At 39.8% G+C, this 17,953-nt stretch carries 17 protein-coding genes; 9 read left to right on the top strand and 8 right to left on the bottom strand.

What is annotated here, in order from left to right; translation table 11 throughout:
* The first annotated feature begins 16 nt into the window (after positions 1 to 16).
* From ribD to ribE (EII37_RS02670), 4 genes are read left to right on the top strand one after another with little or no spacing between them, the layout of a single operon-like run.
* Positions 17 to 1,117, top strand: a complete 1,101-nt coding sequence (gene ribD, locus EII37_RS02685; RefSeq protein ID WP_124787517.1) for a bifunctional diaminohydroxyphosphoribosylaminopyrimidine deaminase/5-amino-6-(5-phosphoribosylamino)uracil reductase RibD — start codon at positions 17 to 19, stop codon at positions 1,115 to 1,117.
* The gene (gene ribE, locus EII37_RS02680) at positions 1,102 to 1,737 is read left to right on the top strand and encodes a riboflavin synthase (RefSeq protein WP_119947911.1); all 636 of its coding nucleotides are present in this window, start codon (positions 1,102 to 1,104) and stop codon (positions 1,735 to 1,737) included. The genes ribD and ribE (EII37_RS02680) overlap by 16 nt, the downstream gene beginning before the upstream one ends.
* A gap of 19 nt (positions 1,738 to 1,756) precedes the next feature.
* Positions 1,757 to 2,962: a bifunctional 3,4-dihydroxy-2-butanone-4-phosphate synthase/GTP cyclohydrolase II gene (locus EII37_RS02675; RefSeq protein ID WP_124787516.1), complete on the top strand. Its 1,206-nt coding sequence runs from the start codon at positions 1,757 to 1,759 to the stop codon at positions 2,960 to 2,962.
* The gene (ribE, locus tag EII37_RS02670; protein WP_124787515.1) at positions 2,963 to 3,430 is read left to right on the top strand and encodes a 6,7-dimethyl-8-ribityllumazine synthase; all 468 of its coding nucleotides are present in this window, start codon (positions 2,963 to 2,965) and stop codon (positions 3,428 to 3,430) included.
* A gap of 430 nt (positions 3,431 to 3,860) precedes the next feature.
* Here the strand turns inward: ribE (EII37_RS02670) and mutL are convergent, their stop codons facing one another.
* Complete coding sequence (gene mutL / locus EII37_RS02660; protein WP_124787514.1) at positions 3,861 to 5,810, bottom strand: DNA mismatch repair endonuclease MutL; 1,950 nt, start codon at positions 5,808 to 5,810, stop codon at positions 3,861 to 3,863.
* A 205-nt stretch (positions 5,811 to 6,015) separates the two neighbouring features.
* Here mutL and EII37_RS02650 point away from each other — a divergent pair, with 205 nt between their 5' ends.
* Both EII37_RS02650 and EII37_RS02645 read left to right on the top strand, forming a co-directional pair.
* Complete coding sequence (locus tag EII37_RS02650; RefSeq protein WP_049510494.1) at positions 6,016 to 6,456, top strand: LytTR family DNA-binding domain-containing protein; 441 nt, start codon at positions 6,016 to 6,018, stop codon at positions 6,454 to 6,456.
* Positions 6,453 to 6,911, top strand: a complete 459-nt coding sequence (locus tag EII37_RS02645) for a DUF3021 domain-containing protein (protein ID WP_049510495.1) — start codon at positions 6,453 to 6,455, stop codon at positions 6,909 to 6,911. The genes EII37_RS02650 and EII37_RS02645 overlap by 4 nt, the downstream gene beginning before the upstream one ends.
* A gap of 41 nt (positions 6,912 to 6,952) precedes the next feature.
* Here the strand turns inward: EII37_RS02645 and mutS are convergent, their stop codons facing one another.
* Both mutS and argR read right to left on the bottom strand, forming a co-directional pair.
* The gene (mutS, locus tag EII37_RS02640; protein ID WP_124787513.1) at positions 6,953 to 9,487 is read right to left on the bottom strand and encodes a DNA mismatch repair protein MutS; all 2,535 of its coding nucleotides are present in this window, start codon (positions 9,485 to 9,487) and stop codon (positions 6,953 to 6,955) included.
* A 50-nt stretch (positions 9,488 to 9,537) separates the two neighbouring features.
* Positions 9,538 to 9,984 carry an arginine repressor gene (gene argR / locus EII37_RS02635; RefSeq protein WP_001231476.1) on the bottom strand — a complete coding sequence of 149 codons (447 nt, stop codon included), beginning with the start codon at positions 9,982 to 9,984 and terminating at the stop codon, positions 9,538 to 9,540.
* A 135-nt stretch (positions 9,985 to 10,119) separates the two neighbouring features.
* Between argR and argS the strand changes: the two genes are divergently transcribed.
* Together argS and EII37_RS02625 are read left to right on the top strand one after the other, a co-directional pair.
* Positions 10,120 to 11,811, top strand: a complete 1,692-nt coding sequence (argS, locus tag EII37_RS02630; protein WP_124787512.1) for an arginine--tRNA ligase — start codon at positions 10,120 to 10,122, stop codon at positions 11,809 to 11,811.
* Between the two features lie 303 nt (positions 11,812 to 12,114).
* Complete coding sequence (locus EII37_RS02625; RefSeq protein ID WP_049544515.1) at positions 12,115 to 12,360, top strand: hypothetical protein; 246 nt, start codon at positions 12,115 to 12,117, stop codon at positions 12,358 to 12,360.
* A gap of 163 nt (positions 12,361 to 12,523) precedes the next feature.
* On the opposite strand, the gene nrdI is transcribed toward EII37_RS02625, so the two are convergent.
* The 5 genes from nrdI to EII37_RS02600 form a co-directional block, all read right to left on the bottom strand.
* Positions 12,524 to 12,988 carry a class Ib ribonucleoside-diphosphate reductase assembly flavoprotein NrdI gene (nrdI, locus tag EII37_RS02620; RefSeq protein ID WP_124787511.1) on the bottom strand — a complete coding sequence of 155 codons (465 nt, stop codon included), beginning with the start codon at positions 12,986 to 12,988 and terminating at the stop codon, positions 12,524 to 12,526.
* Between the two features lie 77 nt (positions 12,989 to 13,065).
* Positions 13,066 to 13,599 (bottom strand): ABC transporter permease, encoded by a 534-nt coding sequence (locus EII37_RS02615; protein WP_124787510.1) that lies wholly within the window; start codon positions 13,597 to 13,599, stop codon positions 13,066 to 13,068.
* Between the two features lie 60 nt (positions 13,600 to 13,659).
* Positions 13,660 to 14,946 carry a response regulator transcription factor gene (locus EII37_RS02610; RefSeq protein ID WP_124787509.1) on the bottom strand — a complete coding sequence of 429 codons (1,287 nt, stop codon included), beginning with the start codon at positions 14,944 to 14,946 and terminating at the stop codon, positions 13,660 to 13,662.
* Positions 14,947 to 14,957: 11 nt separating this feature from the next.
* Positions 14,958 to 16,628, bottom strand: a complete 1,671-nt coding sequence (locus tag EII37_RS02605; RefSeq protein ID WP_124787508.1) for a sensor histidine kinase — start codon at positions 16,626 to 16,628, stop codon at positions 14,958 to 14,960.
* Positions 16,606 to 17,220, bottom strand: coding sequence for a YesL family protein (locus EII37_RS02600; RefSeq protein ID WP_124787507.1), 615 nt, complete (start codon positions 17,218 to 17,220; stop codon positions 16,606 to 16,608). Before EII37_RS02600 ends, EII37_RS02605 begins: the two co-directional genes overlap by 23 nt.
* 134 nt (positions 17,221 to 17,354) lie before the next feature.
* Between EII37_RS02600 and EII37_RS02595 the strand changes: the two genes are divergently transcribed.
* Positions 17,355 to 17,924 carry an MptD family putative ECF transporter S component gene (locus EII37_RS02595; RefSeq protein ID WP_124787506.1) on the top strand — a complete coding sequence of 190 codons (570 nt, stop codon included), beginning with the start codon at positions 17,355 to 17,357 and terminating at the stop codon, positions 17,922 to 17,924.
* Positions 17,925 to 17,953 lie beyond the last annotated feature (29 nt).

Below are 17,953 nucleotides of genomic sequence, written 5' to 3'. Positions count from 1 at the left end.
TTTTGGAGGTAGTGAGATGAGCGACTCAGAATATATGAAATTAGCAATAAAACTGGCACAAAAAGGGGCTGGTTACGTCAATCCCAATCCTATGGTCGGCGCAGTTATTGTAAAAGATAATCACATTATCGGACAAGGATATCATGAGTTTTTTGGTGGCCCACATGCTGAGAGAAATGCTCTTAAAAACTGTAGAGAATCCCCTGTCGGAGCAACGCTTTATGTAACACTTGAACCCTGTTGTCACTTCGGGAAAACACCTCCTTGTATAGATGCTATAATCGATAGTGGTATTACAAGAGTAGTCATTGGAAGTTTAGACTGTAATCCTATTGTATCTGGAAAAGGAGTAAAGATACTTGAGGAAAATAATCTTCAAGTTACTGTTGGAGTTTTAGAAAATGAGTGTCTTAACTTAATAAAAAGTTTTAGAAAGTATATTACCCAGCATGTACCCTATGTTTTTATGAAATATGCAATGACAATGGATGGAAAAATAGCCACTAAAACAAATCAATCCAAATGGATTACTGGAGAAGAGGCAAGAAAGCATGTTCATCAGTTACGACACCATGTCAGTGCGATTATGGTGGGAGTCAATACTGTTATTCAAGACGATCCTTTGCTAACATGTAGATTGGAGGAAGGGAAAAATCCTATCCGTATCATATGCGATACACATTTACGAACTCCTCTTACCTCTAAAATCGTAAAAACAGCAAATGATATTAAAACTTACATCGCCACTTCCTCTGAAGACAAAAATAAAATGAAGCTATATCAAAATCATGGCTGTGAAATACTTTCCATAAAGAAAAGAGGCAATCATATAGACTTATCAAGTTTAATGCAACATCTAGGAAACATGCAGATTGATAGCCTACTTCTAGAAGGGGGCAGTCTAATGAATTGGAGTGCTTTGGAACAACAAATTGTTGATGATCTGAAAATATATATTGCACCAAAAATTTTTGGAGGCCGTGCCAAGTTTCCTGTCGGAGGCGAAGGTATTTCTTTGCCAAATGACGCTATTAGCTTGAAACCTTATGCTTTTTCTCAAATAGGAGATGACTATCTCATAGAAAGTGAAGTGATTTATCCATGTTCACAGGAATAATTGAAGAAATCGGAAAAGTTGAAAGAATACAGAAAGACTCTCGTAATTGTAAACTATCAATTAAAGCCTCAAAAATATTAACGGATATTCATTTAGGCGATAGTATAGCAGTAAATGGTATCTGTCTTACAGTTACTCATTTCAATCATCAAGCCTTTACAGTTGATGTAATGAATGAAACATGGAGTCGAACAGCTCTTACTCTATTAAAACATGGAAGTGAGGTAAATCTAGAAAGAGCCTTATCTGTCAACGGTCGACTTGGGGGTCATGTCGTTACAGGACACATTGATGGTACAGGAAAAATCTCGTCAATAAAAAAAGATGATAATGCTGTATGGTATCAAATCAACACACAAAAAGAAATTTTAGATTTAATAGTTGAAAAAGGATCTATTACAATTGACGGCATTAGTCTGACTGTCGCTAAAGTCTCCAAAGTAAACTTTTCAGTATCTGTTATCCCTCATACCTTGGAACAAACCATTCTTAAGAGTAAACAAGTCGGGAGTACAGTAAATCTTGAAAATGATATCTTAGGTAAATATGTGCAAAAACTGATGGATAACTCTCCAAAATCAGAAATATCTAAGGAACTATTATATCAAAATGGATTTTAGCAGAAAGGATGATCAGTCAATGGAATATCGAAAAATACAAGAAGCATTAGAAGCATTGCAGAAGGGACGACTTGTTCTTGTTATAGATGACAAGGATAGAGAAAACGAAGGAGACTTAATTTGTTCTGCACAAGCAGCTACAACTGAAAATGTTAATTTCATGGCTACTTATGCCAAAGGATTAATTTGTATGCCTATGAGCGAACGTTTAGCTAATCAATTAATGCTTTCACCTATGGTTGAAAACAATACAGATAATCATAAGACTGCTTTTACAGTTTCAATTGATTATAAAGAAACGACCACAGGTATTTCTGCCGAGGAAAGAGGACTGACCGCACGTATGTGTGTAGCTGAAGATATAACACCTTCTGATTTTCGCAGGCCAGGACATATGTTTCCTTTAATTGCAAAAAAAGGTGGTGTTCTAGAAAGAAATGGACACACAGAAGCAACTGTTGATTTATTAAAATTAGCTGGACTAAAAGAGTGTGGCCTATGTTGTGAAATAATGAATCATGATGGCAAAATGATGAGAACAGATGATTTAATTCAGTTCTCGAAGAAACACAACATTCCACTAATTACCATCAAAGAATTACAAGAATATAGGAAAATATATGATCAGCTGGTAGAACGAGTTTCAACTGTCAATATGCCTACTAGATACGGTAATTTCAAAGCAATTAGCTATATAGATAAATTAAATGGGGAACATCATCTTGCTCTTATTATAGGAAATATAGAGGACGAAGCCAATGTATTATGTCGTGTCCACTCTGAATGTTTAACAGGGGATGTTTTAGGCTCTTTACGGTGCGATTGTGGACAGCAATTCGATAAAGCTATGAAAATGATTGCTGAGAATGGTTCAGGTGTCTTACTTTACTTACGACAGGAGGGACGAGGAATTGGACTTATCAATAAATTAAAAGCCTATCATTTACAAGATCAAGGAATGGATACGCTTGATGCCAATCTTGCCTTAGGCTTTGAAGGTGATTTAAGAGAATATCATATTGGAGCACAAATGCTTAAAGACCTGGGACTACAGTCACTACATTTACTGACAAATAATCCTGACAAAGTTGAACAGTTAGAAAAATATGGAATTACCATTTCCAGTAGAATACCAATCGAAATAGAAGCTAATCCTTACGACAGTTTTTATTTAAAGACAAAGAAAAATCGAATGGGTCACATTTTAAATATGGAGGAAAAATAAATGAACACTTATGAAGGTAATTTAGTAGCGAACGATATTAAAATCGGTATTGTTGTAGCGAGATTTAATGAATTTATAACGTCAAAATTATTATCTGGAGCACTAGATAATCTCAAAAGAGAGAATGTAAACGAGAAAGATATCGAAATAGCCTGGGTTCCAGGAGCTTTTGAAATACCACTGATTGCATCAAAAATGGCAAAAAGTAAAAAATATGATGCAATTATCTGCTTGGGAGCTGTCATTAGAGGTAGTACAAGTCATTATGATTATGTATGTAGCGAGGTATCTAAGGGAATCGCCCAAATCAGTTTAAATAGCGAAATCCCAGTTATGTTTGGTGTGCTAACGACAGATACAATTGAACAAGCCATAGAGCGAGCTGGCACTAAAGCAGGAAATAAGGGTTCTGAGTGTGCACAAGGAGCTATTGAAATGGTCAACCTAATTCGCACATTGGATGCATAGAACAGACTCTACTTTTAAACGAATAAAGAAACTAAGCAAAATCGCAATTTAATACTCTATGAAAATCATAGAGCAAACTAGGAAGTCAGTCGCAGATTGGTAAGACACAGCTTCGATGTTACAGACAAAACTGGCAGAATTAGCTCAAAACACTATTTTGAGATTACTGATAAAACGGACATAGTTTAAAGAGATTTTTGACGAGTATTCGGAAGAAAAAAAAGTAAATATTTCCATGATAAAACGCATAGAATCAAGGTTTTTGAACACCTGATTTTATGCGTTTTTCTGATTTTGAAAATTTTTCCCAGACTTTTTGTACTTTGTATACTCAATGAAAATCAAAAAGCAAACTAGGAAGCTAGCCGCAAGCTGTACTTGAGTACGGTAAGGGGACGTTGACGTGGTTTGAAGAGATTTTCAAAGAGTATTAATATTTCCCCAATTCACGAAGACTAGTGTGATTTTCCTGAATACGTCGGAACATCTTTTCCATATCCGACTTGGTGAAATGCACCAAAACAGGACGTCCGTGGGGACAGTTGTAGGGATTGTCACATTGAGAGAGCTGATAGAGGAGCTGTCTAGCCGAATGGTCGTCAATACGATGGTTGGCCTTGATAGACCGTTTGCAGGACATCATAATAGCCAACTCTGCTCGGTATTTCTTGATAGAAACTTCCTTGGTCAAGAATAGCATGTCACACATTTCATAGATGCCTGATTCAATCTCTTCTTCTGCCATCCAAATAGGATGTTCACGTAAGATAAATTGATTTTCCCCGTACTCTGCTAGAAAGACGCCCACTTCCTCCAAAAGTGCCATTCTTTCCTTGAGACGCAGAGCATCATCCGCTGGAAATTCAAAGATATAGGGCACTAGGAGTTGCTGCTGGCTCTGGTCAACATTGCCAATGCTTTCACGGTATTCCTCATATTTAACCCGTTCCTGAGCTGCGTGTTGGTCTATGATGTAGAGCCCGTCTCGCCCTTGGGCAAAGAGATAGGTTCCATGCATTTGCCCGAAAAATTCCAACTCTGGGAAGCTTGATGATTCTTCTCGCTCCAGCTTGTCATAAGCCTTATCAAGACTCGCAAGGTCTAACTCTGGGTGATCTAGCTGATCGTAGTTAGCAGGTTTTCTCTCTGCAAAATGCAGTTTTGCTGGCTTGGTCAATTGATCCAAGGTTTCCTTGGCAAACAGGGTTAAATCCTGTTTCTCTTCAGTCAGATTCACCTGATAATCAGCCACCTCAGCTTGGCTAGATCTTGTCGGCTCTGTTTTCTCATAGTAGAGAGTATTTTCTTTGAGGGGAAGAATGGTCTGCTCCACCTTTTGACGATTGCGCACAGTCGATTTAGCAAGATTTTCCAAAGCATCTGGTATCAAGGTTTGTTCCTTGAGACTATTTGCAATAGCTTCTGAAACCAACGTCATCAGTTCTTTTTCCTTGGAAATTCGCACCTCTTGCTTAGTAGGATGCACATTGACATCCGCTAGATAAGGGTCGATATGGATGTGAATGACAGCCAGTGGAAAACGTCCCACCATGAGCTTACTTCCGTAACCATCTAAAATAGCACGATTGAGTAAAAAGTTCTTGATATAACGGCCATTGATGAAGAGACTGATATAGTTGCGATTAGCTCTAGTTAACTCAGGCAAGGACACAAAGCCAGAAATTTCGAAATCAAGGTCAGAATTTTCAATTTCAATCATCTTCTTGGCGCTAGCTAAACCGTAAATCCCTGCGATAGCTTGGCGCAGTTGACCAGTCCCTGCTGTCCGTGTCATTTCCTTGCCATCACTAATCAAGCTAAAAGAAATCTCAGGATGGGCCAAGCCCAGACGGTTGACAATATCAATGATATGAGACAACTCTGCTTGCTGACTCTTCATATACTTGAGGCGGGCAGGCGTGTTGAAAAATAGATCCTCCACACAAACCTTGGTTCCCACAGGACTAGTCGCTGGGACGACTTCTTCAACTTCTCCCCCACGCGCGACTAGCTTGATTCCGTGACTTGCGCCCTCAACTGCTGTAAAAAGAGTTAAAACGCTGACGGATGCGATAGAAGGCAGAGCTTCACCACGAAAACCAAGCGTCCGAATTCGAAAGAGATCTGCCTGATTTTTTATCTTACTGGTCGCATGACGACGCAGAGCCAGCTCTACCTCATCGTGGGCAATTCCATGACCATTATCTGTGATTTGAATCTTCTTGAGACCAGCTTCCTCAATCTCAATGATAATCTGACTAGAACCCGCGTCAATGGCGTTTTCTACCAATTCTTTGACCACACTGGCAGGACGTTCAATGACCTCTCCTGCCGCAATCTGGTTTGCCAGCACCTCTGGCAATTCAATAATATGAGACATTTTTCAGCCCCTTTCTGTATCTATTTTCCTAGAAATTGATTAGTGCTATTATACCATATTTCAGATAGGACAGAAAAGCTCCACCACATAGGATACAAATCCCTCCACATAGACAAAGTCCCTTGCTAGGTGTCGTAAAATAGTGTTTAATAAAGGTGTACAAGAAGTGATCACAATTTTGTATGAAAAACAAGGAGAGAAATTTATGAAAGTAGAACTACAGATTAGTGAAACTTACGAAGAGGAAAAGCTGATTGTTCAAGCACCTCAGCCGACAGATAAAGTCCAGAAAGTCATCGAGTTCGCAGAAAATCTTGACCAAAAAGAAACAATCAAAGGAAAGATTGATGATCAAGTCTATCTAGTTAAGGTTGGTAAGATACAACGCTTCTATATCGAGAATCGGAAGGTTCTAGCAGAAACGGCGAGTCAGACCTACAGCATTGATTTGCGACTCTATCAGGTCCTTGAAATTCTGCCAACCAATTTTATCCAAATTTCCCAATCAGAAATCATCAATATCGATTACATCTCTCATCTCAAGCTCACCCCCAACGGCCTAGTAGAAATTTTCTTGAAAAACGAAAGCTTCACCTACTCTTCACGCCGTTACCTAAAAACCATCAAGGAGAAATTAGAACTATGAAAAAACAAGTATTTCACGATGCAGCCACTGGTGTTCTTATCGGCCTCATCCTCTCTATCATCTTTTCACTCATTTATGCACCAAATACCTACGCACCACTAAGTTCCGACTCTCTCATCGGCCAAGTGATGGCTCAACATCAGGTTCACGGTGCCCTGGTCTTGCTCTACTGCACACTGACCTGGGCAGCCATTGGTATTCTCTTCAACTTTGGCAAGCGATTATTCAGCCGTGACTGGAGCTTGCTCCGTGCAACTCTGACCCATTTCTTCCTCATGCTAGTAGGCTTTATCCCATTAGCAACCCTAGCAGGTTGGTTCCCCTTCCACTGGATTTTCTATCTCCAGCTCATTCTTGAGTTTACAATTGTCTACCTCATCATTTGGACTATTTCCTATAAAAGAGCATCAAAAAAAGTAGACCATATCAATCAACTCTTGGAGCATAGAAAGTAATAGCAATAATCCCACTCACAAATGCATGAGTGGGATTATTTTTATAGTTTCTGTTTTAACTCGACCAAAACATTCATAGCCTGCATAGGTGTCATATTGTAAACATCCAGTTTAGCTAATTCTGCTAGGATAGGATGCTCTTCTGCCGTATCAAAGAGTGAAATCTGTTCTGTGACAGCACTTGTTTGTCTCATGGGAGCAGAACTCTCTGTTCCTTGATTCTCTAGCTGAGTCAAAATCTTATCCGCCCTTGCTAAAAGGTCTGCTGGTAAACCAGCAATCTTGGCAACATGGATACCGTAGGATTTATCAGCTGGACCTGGTTCAATCTTGTGAAGGAAGGTGACCTGCCCATCCTGCTCCAAAGTTGCCACGTGGACATTGACCAAGTGTTCCAAGCTAGACTCCAGACTAGTCAACTCATGGTAGTGGGTCGCAAAGAGGGTCTTGGCTCCGATATGTTCATGGATGTATTCGATGATGGACTGAGCAAGAGCCATACCGTCATAAGTTGCAGTTCCACGTCCCAATTCATCAAAGAGAATCAAGGAATTTTTGGTTGCATGCGAAATGGCATTATTGGCCTCCATCATCTCCACCATGAAGGTTGATTGACCTGAAACCAAGTCATCTGCTGCTCCGATACGGGTAAAGATAGCATCAAAAATAGGTAAATAGGCGCTTTCTGCTGGCACATAAGAACCCATCTGGGCCATAACCGCCGTCATGGCTAACTGACGCATGTAGGTAGACTTCCCGCTCATGTTTGGCCCTGTAATTAGTTGAATACTGGTATCTTCTGCCATCTGAATCGTATTGGGAATATAGGTCTGAGCCCCCATGACCTTTTCAACGACAGCATGGCGCCCTTTCTGAATATCAATTCGCGAATCATCTCCGAATTCAGGTCGAATCAAATGCTGGGTTTCAGCCACAACCGCCAGACTCTGTAAGACATCAACTGTCGCAATTCCTTGAGCTAGAGCCTGCAAACGCTGGATGTACTTGCTGATCTCTTCACGAATACGCATAAAAATTTCGTACTCTAGATTAGCTGACTTCTCACGCGCCTCAAGCATATCTCCCTCGATACGGGCTAATTCTTCGGTGCCAAAACGTTCTGAGTTTTTCAGCGTCGCCTTGCGGAAAAAGTGAGCAGGCACATTTCCCAGTTGCGAATTGGTTACATGGAAATAGTAGCCATCCTTTTTATTGTAGTCAATCTTAAGCGTGCTGATACCAGAGTTTTCTCGCTCCTTAGCCTCAATCTCAGCAATCCAGCTAGTCCCTTCTCTGAGAACGCGACGGTACTTGTCTAAAGTCTCATCAAATCCAGTGCGGATAATACCACCTTCTGTAATCACATGAGGAGCTTCAGGAGAAATCGCTGCGCTAATCAAACTCTCCAACTCAGGGATTCCATCCAGTTGTTCGATGAGATAAGCTAGAGTAGGTTGCTCCATGCCTTCTAAAATCGCACGAATCCGTGGCACACTAGACAAGGTGGTCGCCAACTGCAGGAGGTCCTTGGGATTGGTTTTGCCAAAAGAAACCCGACTAGCCAAACGTTCGATGTCATAAACACCCTTGAGACTGTCTGTCAAATCACTACGCTCAAAGAAATGGTCTAGAAAGACCTGCACCACTTCTTGGCGTTGGACGATTCGTTCCTTATCAATCAAAGGACGATGGATCCAAGAACGTAACAGCCGCATACCCATAGCTGTTTTGGTTTCATCCAAAAGCCAGAAAAGACTGCCTTGCTTCTTGCCTGACCGAGCATTCTCAACCAAATCCAGACTAGCCTTGGTCGCATAATCCATCTGCAAGAAATCCTTGATTTCATAGCGGATAACAGGTTTGAGGTGGTTCAATTCCCTCATCTGGGTTCGATGGACATACTGGAGCAACTTACTAGATGCCGCTTGCTCCACAGCTACTAATCGTGAATCCAGTAAATGAAGGTCTTCAAAGCCTTCTTTTTCATAGGAAAGTACCAGATTCATCTGACGACTAAGGATTTGTTCCTCTTCCTCAGACAAGTCATAACCCAGCACCACTTCTCGCGCCTTGAGATTACGGATTTCCCCACAAACCAGCGTGAAATCCAAAAGACCTGTCACATAAAAGTCACCCGTCACCAGGTCCATATAAGCTAGGCCAAATTGATTGCCAGCACGGTCTATGGCAACCAAAAAATTATTCTGACTATCCGGCTTACTACTATCGACCACTGTCCCAGGTGTAATGACCTGAACAACCTCTCGTTTCACAACCCCAACTGCTTGTTTAGGATCTTCCATCTGCTCTGCGATAGCTACCTTATAGCCCTGCTCAATCAAGACATCGATGTACTGTTGAGCAGAATGATAGGGGACACCCGCCATAGGAATCGGATTGTCGGCATTCTTGTTGCGACTCGTTAAGGAAATCTCCAGAATCTGCGCAGCATTGACCGCATCCTCATAAAATAATTCATAAAAATCACCCATCCGAAAGAGCAAAAAAGCATCTGGATATTGCTTTTTAATATCCACATACTGTTGCATGCCGGGTGATAGCTTTTCTGTCGTCATTGTACGTCTCTCCTTGTCAAAAATAAGTCTTGAGAGCAACTCCCAAGACCTTACTTATCTTTCATCAAATCTAGCAAACGATCTTCCATGAGTTTGGCAACGTGCTGGTCTCGACAAATGACCAATAAGGTATTGGCACCAGCAACTGTTCCTAAAATCCATTCATCCTTGTTTGCATCTACAATATTTGCTAAAACAGAGGCTTCGCCCAATTTGGTATGAAGTACCAAGGTAAACTCTGCTCTTGCAACACCTTCTAAATGATGAGACAAAAATTCCACCAAATCAATCTTTTCTGTCTCATTTGCTAGTACATAATACACCATATCATTTTTCTTGACCTTGGTCAAGCCAATTTCGCGCAAATCACGAGACAAGGTTGTCTGCGTCACAAAGACATTGTGCGCCTCCAACCGATCTTGAATTTCTTTTTGTGTACTTAATTTCTCCTCAGTAATCATTTTTTTTATTAACTGATGACGATCTCTTTTTCTCATAAAATCCTCTTATATGCATATTTATAACTAATTTTATAACTATATTATACCAAAAAAATAGGAGATTTCAAAAATTTTTTCTTCTTTCTTTAAAATTGTGATAAAATAGTAGAAAAGTCCAAAAAGGAGCTCTTAATGAATACAAAAGAATTGATTGCTAGCGAGTTGGCTAGCGTCATTGATAGCCTGGACCAAGAGGCTATTTTAAATTTACTGGAAACCCCTAAAAACTCAGAAATGGGAGACATCGCTTTCCCTGCTTTTTCTCTTGCAAAAGTCGAACGTAAAGCACCTCAAATAATTGCTGCTGAACTGGCTGAAAAAATTAACAGCCAAGCCTTTGAAAAGGTTGTCGCAACAGGACCTTACGTCAACTTTTTCCTTGATAAATCTACCATTTCTGCTCAAGTATTACAAGCTGTTATCACTGAAAAAGAACACTATGCTGACCAACATATTGGCAAGCAAGAAAATGTTGTAATCGACATGTCTAGTCCGAATATCGCTAAACCATTCTCTATTGGTCACCTACGTTCAACTGTTATCGGAGATAGCTTGTCACATATTTTCCAAAAAATCGGTTATCAAACGGTCAAGGTCAATCATTTGGGAGACTGGGGTAAGCAGTTTGGGATGCTGATTGTTGCCTACAAAAAATGGGGCGACGAAGAAGCTGTAAAAGCTCATCCAATCGATGAACTCCTTAAACTCTACGTCCGCATCAATGCTGAGGCTGAAAATGACCCTAGCTTGGATGAAGAAGCACGCGAATGGTTCCGTAAACTTGAAAATGGAGACGAGGAAGCTCTCGCACTTTGGCAATGGTTCCGTGATGAAAGTTTGGTGGAATTTAACCGCCTTTACAATGAACTGAAGGTTGAATTTGACAGCTACAACGGAGAAGCCTTCTACAATGATAAAATGGATGCAGTTGTAGACATTCTTTCTAAAAAAGGACTTCTTGTTGAATCAGAAGGTGCCCAAGTTGTGAATCTTGAGAAATATGGAATTGAACATCCAGCCCTCATCAAGAAATCTGATGGAGCAACTCTCTATATCACACGTGACTTGGCTGCAGCCCTTTACCGTAAAAATGAATACCAATTTGCCAAATCTATCTATGTCGTTGGCCAAGAACAATCTGCCCACTTTAAACAACTCAAAGCCGTCTTGCAAGAAATGGGCTACGACTGGAGTAACGATATTACTCACGTTCCTTTTGGTCTGGTTACAAAAGAAGGAAAAAAACTCTCTACTCGTAAAGGGAATGTCATCTTGCTAGAGCCTACTGTTGCAGAGGCTGTTAGTCGCGCCAAGGCCCAAATCGAGGCTAAAAATCCTGAATTGGAAAACAAAGACCAGGTAGCGCATGCTGTTGGAGTCGGAGCCATTAAATTCTATGACCTCAAGACCGACCGTACAAATGGGTATGATTTCGATCTAGAAGCTATGGTATCCTTCGAGGGGGAAACTGGACCTTACGTTCAATATGCTTACGCTCGTATCCAATCTATCTTACGCAAAGCAGATTTCAAACCAGAAACAGCTAGCAACTATAGCTTGAATGATGCTGAAAGCTGGGAAATCATCAAACTCATCCAAGACTTCCCACGTATTATCAACCGTGCTGCGGATAACTTTGAGCCTTCTATCATTGCTAAATTTGCAATTAGCCTGGCTCAAGCCTTTAACAAATACTATGCACATACGCGCATCTTGGATGAAAGCTCAGAACGCGACAGCCGTCTAGCCCTTAGCTATGCAACCGCAGTCGTTCTCAAAGAAGCCCTTCGCTTGCTTGGAGTAGATGCGCCAGAGAAGATGTAAATCGCCAAAGTTACTTGATTGCGGAGCAATCTAAGTAACTAACGCCAAATCCTATAAGGGATTTGGCTAGGCGCTTCACTAGTCTTTCGATAGAAATATTATCGATTTCTACCGAAAGACGTCGTAATCTTCAAGTTACTTGATTGTAAAGCAGTCTAAGTAACTAAGACCAAAGCCTATACGGATTTTGGTTTAGAGGTCTATCAAAAATCTTATCAAGTTTTTGCTAGCTTGTTCTGCTATTTTAGATCCACTAAATCGATTTATTCACTACTACTTCTTTATCATACAGGGAGATATCCTATGAGCCAATATGCTTATATCCTCGTTGTGATTAGCTTGGTTTTCCTTTTTCTGCTTAATAAGTACGAGAAAGAGAGACTGCAAAAACTCTACCAAGAACAACTTTTAAAGGATGAAACATTTAGGACTGATATCAAAGAGAAAATTCAAACGACTGAAAACATCAATGATGTCATTGCGTATATCAATAAAACTTACCATCTGGGAATGTTGCTATCAAAAGACATTACAGATCAATTGAAATAATCAAAAACCGAGAAGAAAGCTTCTCGGTTTTTTAGGGCAGGTTTTTTATCTTACAACCATATCAAGTAACATTTATATAAAAGTTTATCGGTAATTTTTATCCCTACTATAAAGGAGTGTATAATAACTTCTTTCTTCTAATGATTGAAAGATTGGTTTCAGCTTAACTTTCCAACTCATACAAATCTGCAATAATAGCTGCGACATGTTTGATATCTTCCAGCATACCTCGCATTTCAAAGTCAGCCAATACAGGGAAACCAAAACGTTGACTGTATTGCTTGGCTGTCAGGCAGTATTGGTTATTAAAGTTACGATTTCCTGAACCAACCACACCAAAACACTTACTAGCATTGTCACCATAGGCGATAAAATCCCCAACGGGTGTCGTCAAAATCTCAACATCTCCGTTGTCCACGCCATTTCCACCTTCTAGGTAGGTCGGCAAAAAAGTGACATAAGGATGATCCATTTCATAGAAATCTTGGCCTTCCTTGACCAAATCCTTGATATGAATCTTTTGAACCTCAATTCCCTCGTACTGGGACAAGAGATAATCTTTCAAGCGCGTCACAAAACTCTCAGTGTTGCCACTCAAACTGATATAAACTAAAGAAATTGTCTTCATATGTACCTCCATGATTTTATCTATAATCGAAAAACAACTACCAAGATTGTATCTTGATAGTTATTTTTTGTCAATACTTAGGCAAGTTCTTCTGTTTCCTCTTCTTCTGCCAAGGCTTTCTGTTGACGCCACATCTTATAGAAGACAAGAGCTAGGAAAAGAACATTGATGACAATATAGAAAATGCTAACAGCTTTTGAACCAATACTCATTGTCAAACGCATGGTCTCATCTTTAACCAACTGGACAGCGTCTTGCAAAGCCACATAGCTATAAATTGAACCAATAATAGCTAACAAAACATAGCCAACATAAGTATAATTTGCATATTGCAAATTTTTACGAACAAGGAACACAATCGCTACTACCACTAAAATAGCAGACAGCACAATCAAGGCAACATTAAAAATAGAATGAGATGCTTCTGCTACTCTATAGGTGTAATTAAGCTGGTCTTCTAATTGCTGAGCACTAATCCCTTCAATAGTTTTCTGACTCGCACGAACGGCTTCTTTGCTAGGTAAGGGACTCAAAATTCCAAACAGAGACGTAACTGAAATAAGAGCAGACAAGATTAGCAAGACCCATAGATAAATCGGTTTCTTTTTCATGATAGAACCTCCTGATATTATTATTTATATTATAACACCTTTTGTAAGGGAATACAAATCTTATAGTATAGTTTCTACCTGTTTTCTGTAGGCTTTTGGCGATTTTCCGCACAATTTTCGGAACACTTTATAGAAATATCCAACATTACTGTAACCAACAGCATAACAAATATCTTCGATACTGTCACTAGTTGAAAGCAAAAGTTGTTGGGCAGCCTTAATACGTTGTTTATTGAGCAATTCAGCAAAGGTCGAATTGGTTTCTCGCTTAATCAACTGTCCCAGATAGACAGGATTGATAAAGAGATCCTTACTGATATCCTTGAGGGAAAGTTCTTTTTGATAATCACGCCCAATGACTTCTAGCACACTAACCACATTTTCATTCATACGATATTGTCCAAAGAATCGGGTCAGAGTACCTTTAATATAAGAAACCAACTTCTCAAAAGAATTAATCGCATGAATCGTTTTGACCATCTCAGTCATATCATCCGCCTTCAAATTCTCAAACAAATGGAAGATATCCATGACAAACTGTGTAAAAAGTTGTTTGGTGATAGCCACTCTTGGTGTATTCTCTAAAACAACTTTCTCCAGTAGTGTCAGCTCCTCAATGATTTGAGTGATATTCCCCTGGATAATCACGCGATATATTGGTTCATAATAAGTGAATAGACTTTCAGATTTTTCCAAATTTACCGAACCGTAAAAGAGGGCTTTCTCAGCATTCAGCTTCCAGCGTTCAAAGTGTTCTTGATGGGGAGCTTCAAAGGAAGTAACGACTAAACCATCTAGAGGTTGGTCAGAAATGAAAATCTGCCAATCTTGACCCAAGACATAGTAGGGAATGGTGAAGGAGCCTTGTTTTTCCTTGGATAGGCCTATCCACCAATTCTCCTTACCTCCTAGATAACTAACAAATCCAGTCTCGTCTAAATCTTGACTGAGGATCTGACTTTTCTTCCCTCTCTCTCCAAGCTGACCTTTAATCTTCTCCAGCAGATTTCCCAACTCTACCTTATCTACTGGCTTGACCAAATAGTCCACCACACTAAGGTTCATTGCTCTTTTTACATAATCAAACTCCTGATAACCTGAAAGCAGGATATAGGCGGCATCTGGTAAGATCTCTTGCATTTCCCGAATCATATCAAGCCCTGTTTTGTCGGGCATATTGACATCTGAAATGATGACATCAACGAGATTTTCCTGAACATATTCTAGGGCTTCATCAGCATGACTGGCTGTTGCGACGACCTCCATACCCCACTTATCAAAGGGAATCAAACGTTTCAGACCTTCTGTCACCATGTACTCATCATCTACTAATAATACTTTATACATTTTCTCCCTTTCTACTCATCTTGAATTGTAATACGATACTGAACACCTGCTTGCTCCGCAGACTCTATCGTAATGGCATAGCGGTCCCCAAAATAGAGTACAAAACGCTCATGGACATTGACAATTCCAATAGACTGCCTTTTTGCACTATAGCTTGCTTGGTGTTCAAAATGTCTCTGACTTAATTTTTCTCGAATATTTGCCAGCTTTTCAGACGATATACCACGACCATTATCTACCACTAAAATTTCCACAAAACCATCTCGTTTAAGAGCTTTAATGCTAATCACATTATCTGTCCGTCTATGGTCAACACCATGAGCGAAATAATTTTCTACCAGCGGTTGCAAGGTAAACTTAGGAATCTTTATATTCTCTAACTCTGGGTCTATCTTGAAACCATAGGCAATGGACTTGGGATAACGAACCATGCAAAGATAACTATATTTACGACAAAATTCTAATTCCTGTTTGAGAAGAGTTTCTCTTTCGTCCGAAATATTGTTACGCAACAGGCTACTGAACTCATAAATGATATCCGCTAACTCATCTTGACTTTGCATGACTGCATACATGCGCAAGAACTCCAGAGTATTATACATGAAGTGAGGATTAATCTGAGCCTGTAAGGCTCTCATATTGGCATCTTTTTGACTAAGTTCTAACTGATAAATATCATGGATATTCTTTTCCAATCGATCCAACATATCATTGGTCGTCTCCGCGATTAGGAGCAATTCCTGATCCTTTTCAAGTGTGTCAATACGAAGACCTTCCTCTCCTTGGGCAATAGCTTGAATGGAATCCACCAAATCCACTACCTGCTTTTGATAATTTGAAAAAGTCTTCCTCAAGGTAACATATAGTATGACAATAAAGAGGATACTCAAACTAACAATTAGAGCCGAACTTCTTAAGGTGCCAAACAGAACAAAGTTCTTAGCAACAGCTACTTGAACTCTGTAGCCATGAGAAGTAATACCGACAAACCAATTTTCTTTATCTGAGGACAATTGTTCCCCAATATGAAACATCTCTGTCTCAAAAGGAGAGGTTACAAATACAGCCATAGGTATATGCCCCCTAGTATTATCAATAGCTCCATTTAAGACATTGGGAGATAAAGAGATATAGACAACTCCCAAATCTTTATCCGAGACAGGATCAGATACAGGAATGGCAAAACTGTTTTCTGCTGGTTTAAAATCCTCAGCTGAGATTTTCTCTCCACCGCGTTTGTCTCTGGCTGACACATAAACTTCTTTATAATCTTGAAGAGCAATCGCAACTCCAGTAACAAAATCATTCCGAACATAGAGATCATCAATATTTTCATATAAAGATACTGATATATACGGAGAAGCCTTACGTTCTAACTGCCAATAAAAATATTCAGGCGTACTCAGACTAAAATACTTATAAATTCCCTCAATACGAGCCTGATTTTCAACCAAAGCCTGCGCCAGTTGGGCTGACTCCCGATAATAATACTCCACCTCATCAACTGTTCGAGTGGTTACACGTTGGGCTACTCTTTGAGCTTCCTTTTCCCGTGAATCCCAGTCAGCGTAAGAGAGTAAGATTGCAAAACTCGCAATAATAATCATCATAACTGAACTGTAGGTTCTTAGAAGCGTATGTAGCCAAAACTGCTTCATTCTATTTTGTCGCCAATTTTTCATGGATACTTTCATAGACCGGTTCCAACATATCACTGATAAAGAAATGCCACATCCCAATTCCTACAAAGAAAAGTAGGGCAGGCATATAGTAACCAATTGCCACAAGTAGCACAGTCCCAAGAAAAACCTTGGCCACAGCTGCTAGACTCATAAAAATGCCAATCAAGGATAGTTTGAGACTATTTCGATAAGACAAGTCAAAATAAACTTGTAATTTCAAAGACACTGTATAGGCCAAAAAGATGAGGGGAACTACTAAGACATTCAAAAAGGTCGCAATCAAATGAACGATGGTCTGATTAGGTAATTGAACCAATAGATACAGGCCATAGACCAAAACTAAATCCACACCTAAAAAGCTATAGAAAATCAGGTTGCTTGAGACAAAATTTTGCTTATAAAGAGACCAAACCTCCTTCAAAGTGTATTCCCGAAAGCTATAACCATGCTCTGCATATAGGCTCATCAAGGTAGCACTAGCCGGCGCTAGACCAAGGATAATCCCTCCTGCCAAGGTTAATAGCCAAAAGAAGGCTGTCGCAATCATCCCTAAAAAGAAACGATTAAAGACAAAGTCTAAAAATCTACCCATGATATCCCCCTAAAAATAACTATAAAACTATTATATCATATTTTAAGCGTTTTCAAAAACTTCTATTTTCCATTTACAATCCCATCGAACCGTGGTACAATGAGAATTATGAGAAAATTATCAGGAGACAATTCATGAAAAAATCTATCTTAACTACACTGCTTTTTGCAGTTCTTTACTTCCTCTGCATGGGGATTGGTGTCCTTTTGGGCAATCTCTTTGACCAAACTGGAAACATGTTTTATGCGCCTGCCTTTACTGCCCTTGTCGGCGGTAGCGTCTATATGATCCTAGTCGCAAAAATTCCGCGCTTTGGAGCCATTACCACTATCGGCCTTGTCATGGCCTTCTTTTTCTTGGGATCTAAACACGGTGCTGGTGCCTTCCTTCCTGGAATTATCTGTGGCCTCCTAGCAGATGGAGTAGCTCATTTAGGAAAATACAAGGACCAAACAAAGAATTTCCTTTCTTTCGTTATTTTCGCCTTTAGCACATCAGGACCAATTCTACTTATGTGGATTACTCCCAAAGCCTATATGGCTACTCTTCTGGCAAGAGGAAAATCCCAAGAATATATTGACCGTATCATGGTCGCGCCAAACCCTGGAACCGTTCTTCTATTTATCGCAAGTATTGTCATCGGAGCCCTAGTGGGTGCCTTGATTGGACAAGCCTTGAGTAAAAAATTGGCACAGAAAATCTGATTACTAAAAAAGAGCCACGCGGCTCTTTT

Source organism: Streptococcus sp. OH4692_COT-348 (genome assembly GCF_003859975.1).
In the GTDB taxonomy this organism is placed as follows: Bacteria; Bacillota; Bacilli; order Lactobacillales; family Streptococcaceae; genus Streptococcus.
This window is presented reverse-complemented; position numbering and strand designations above follow the sequence as displayed.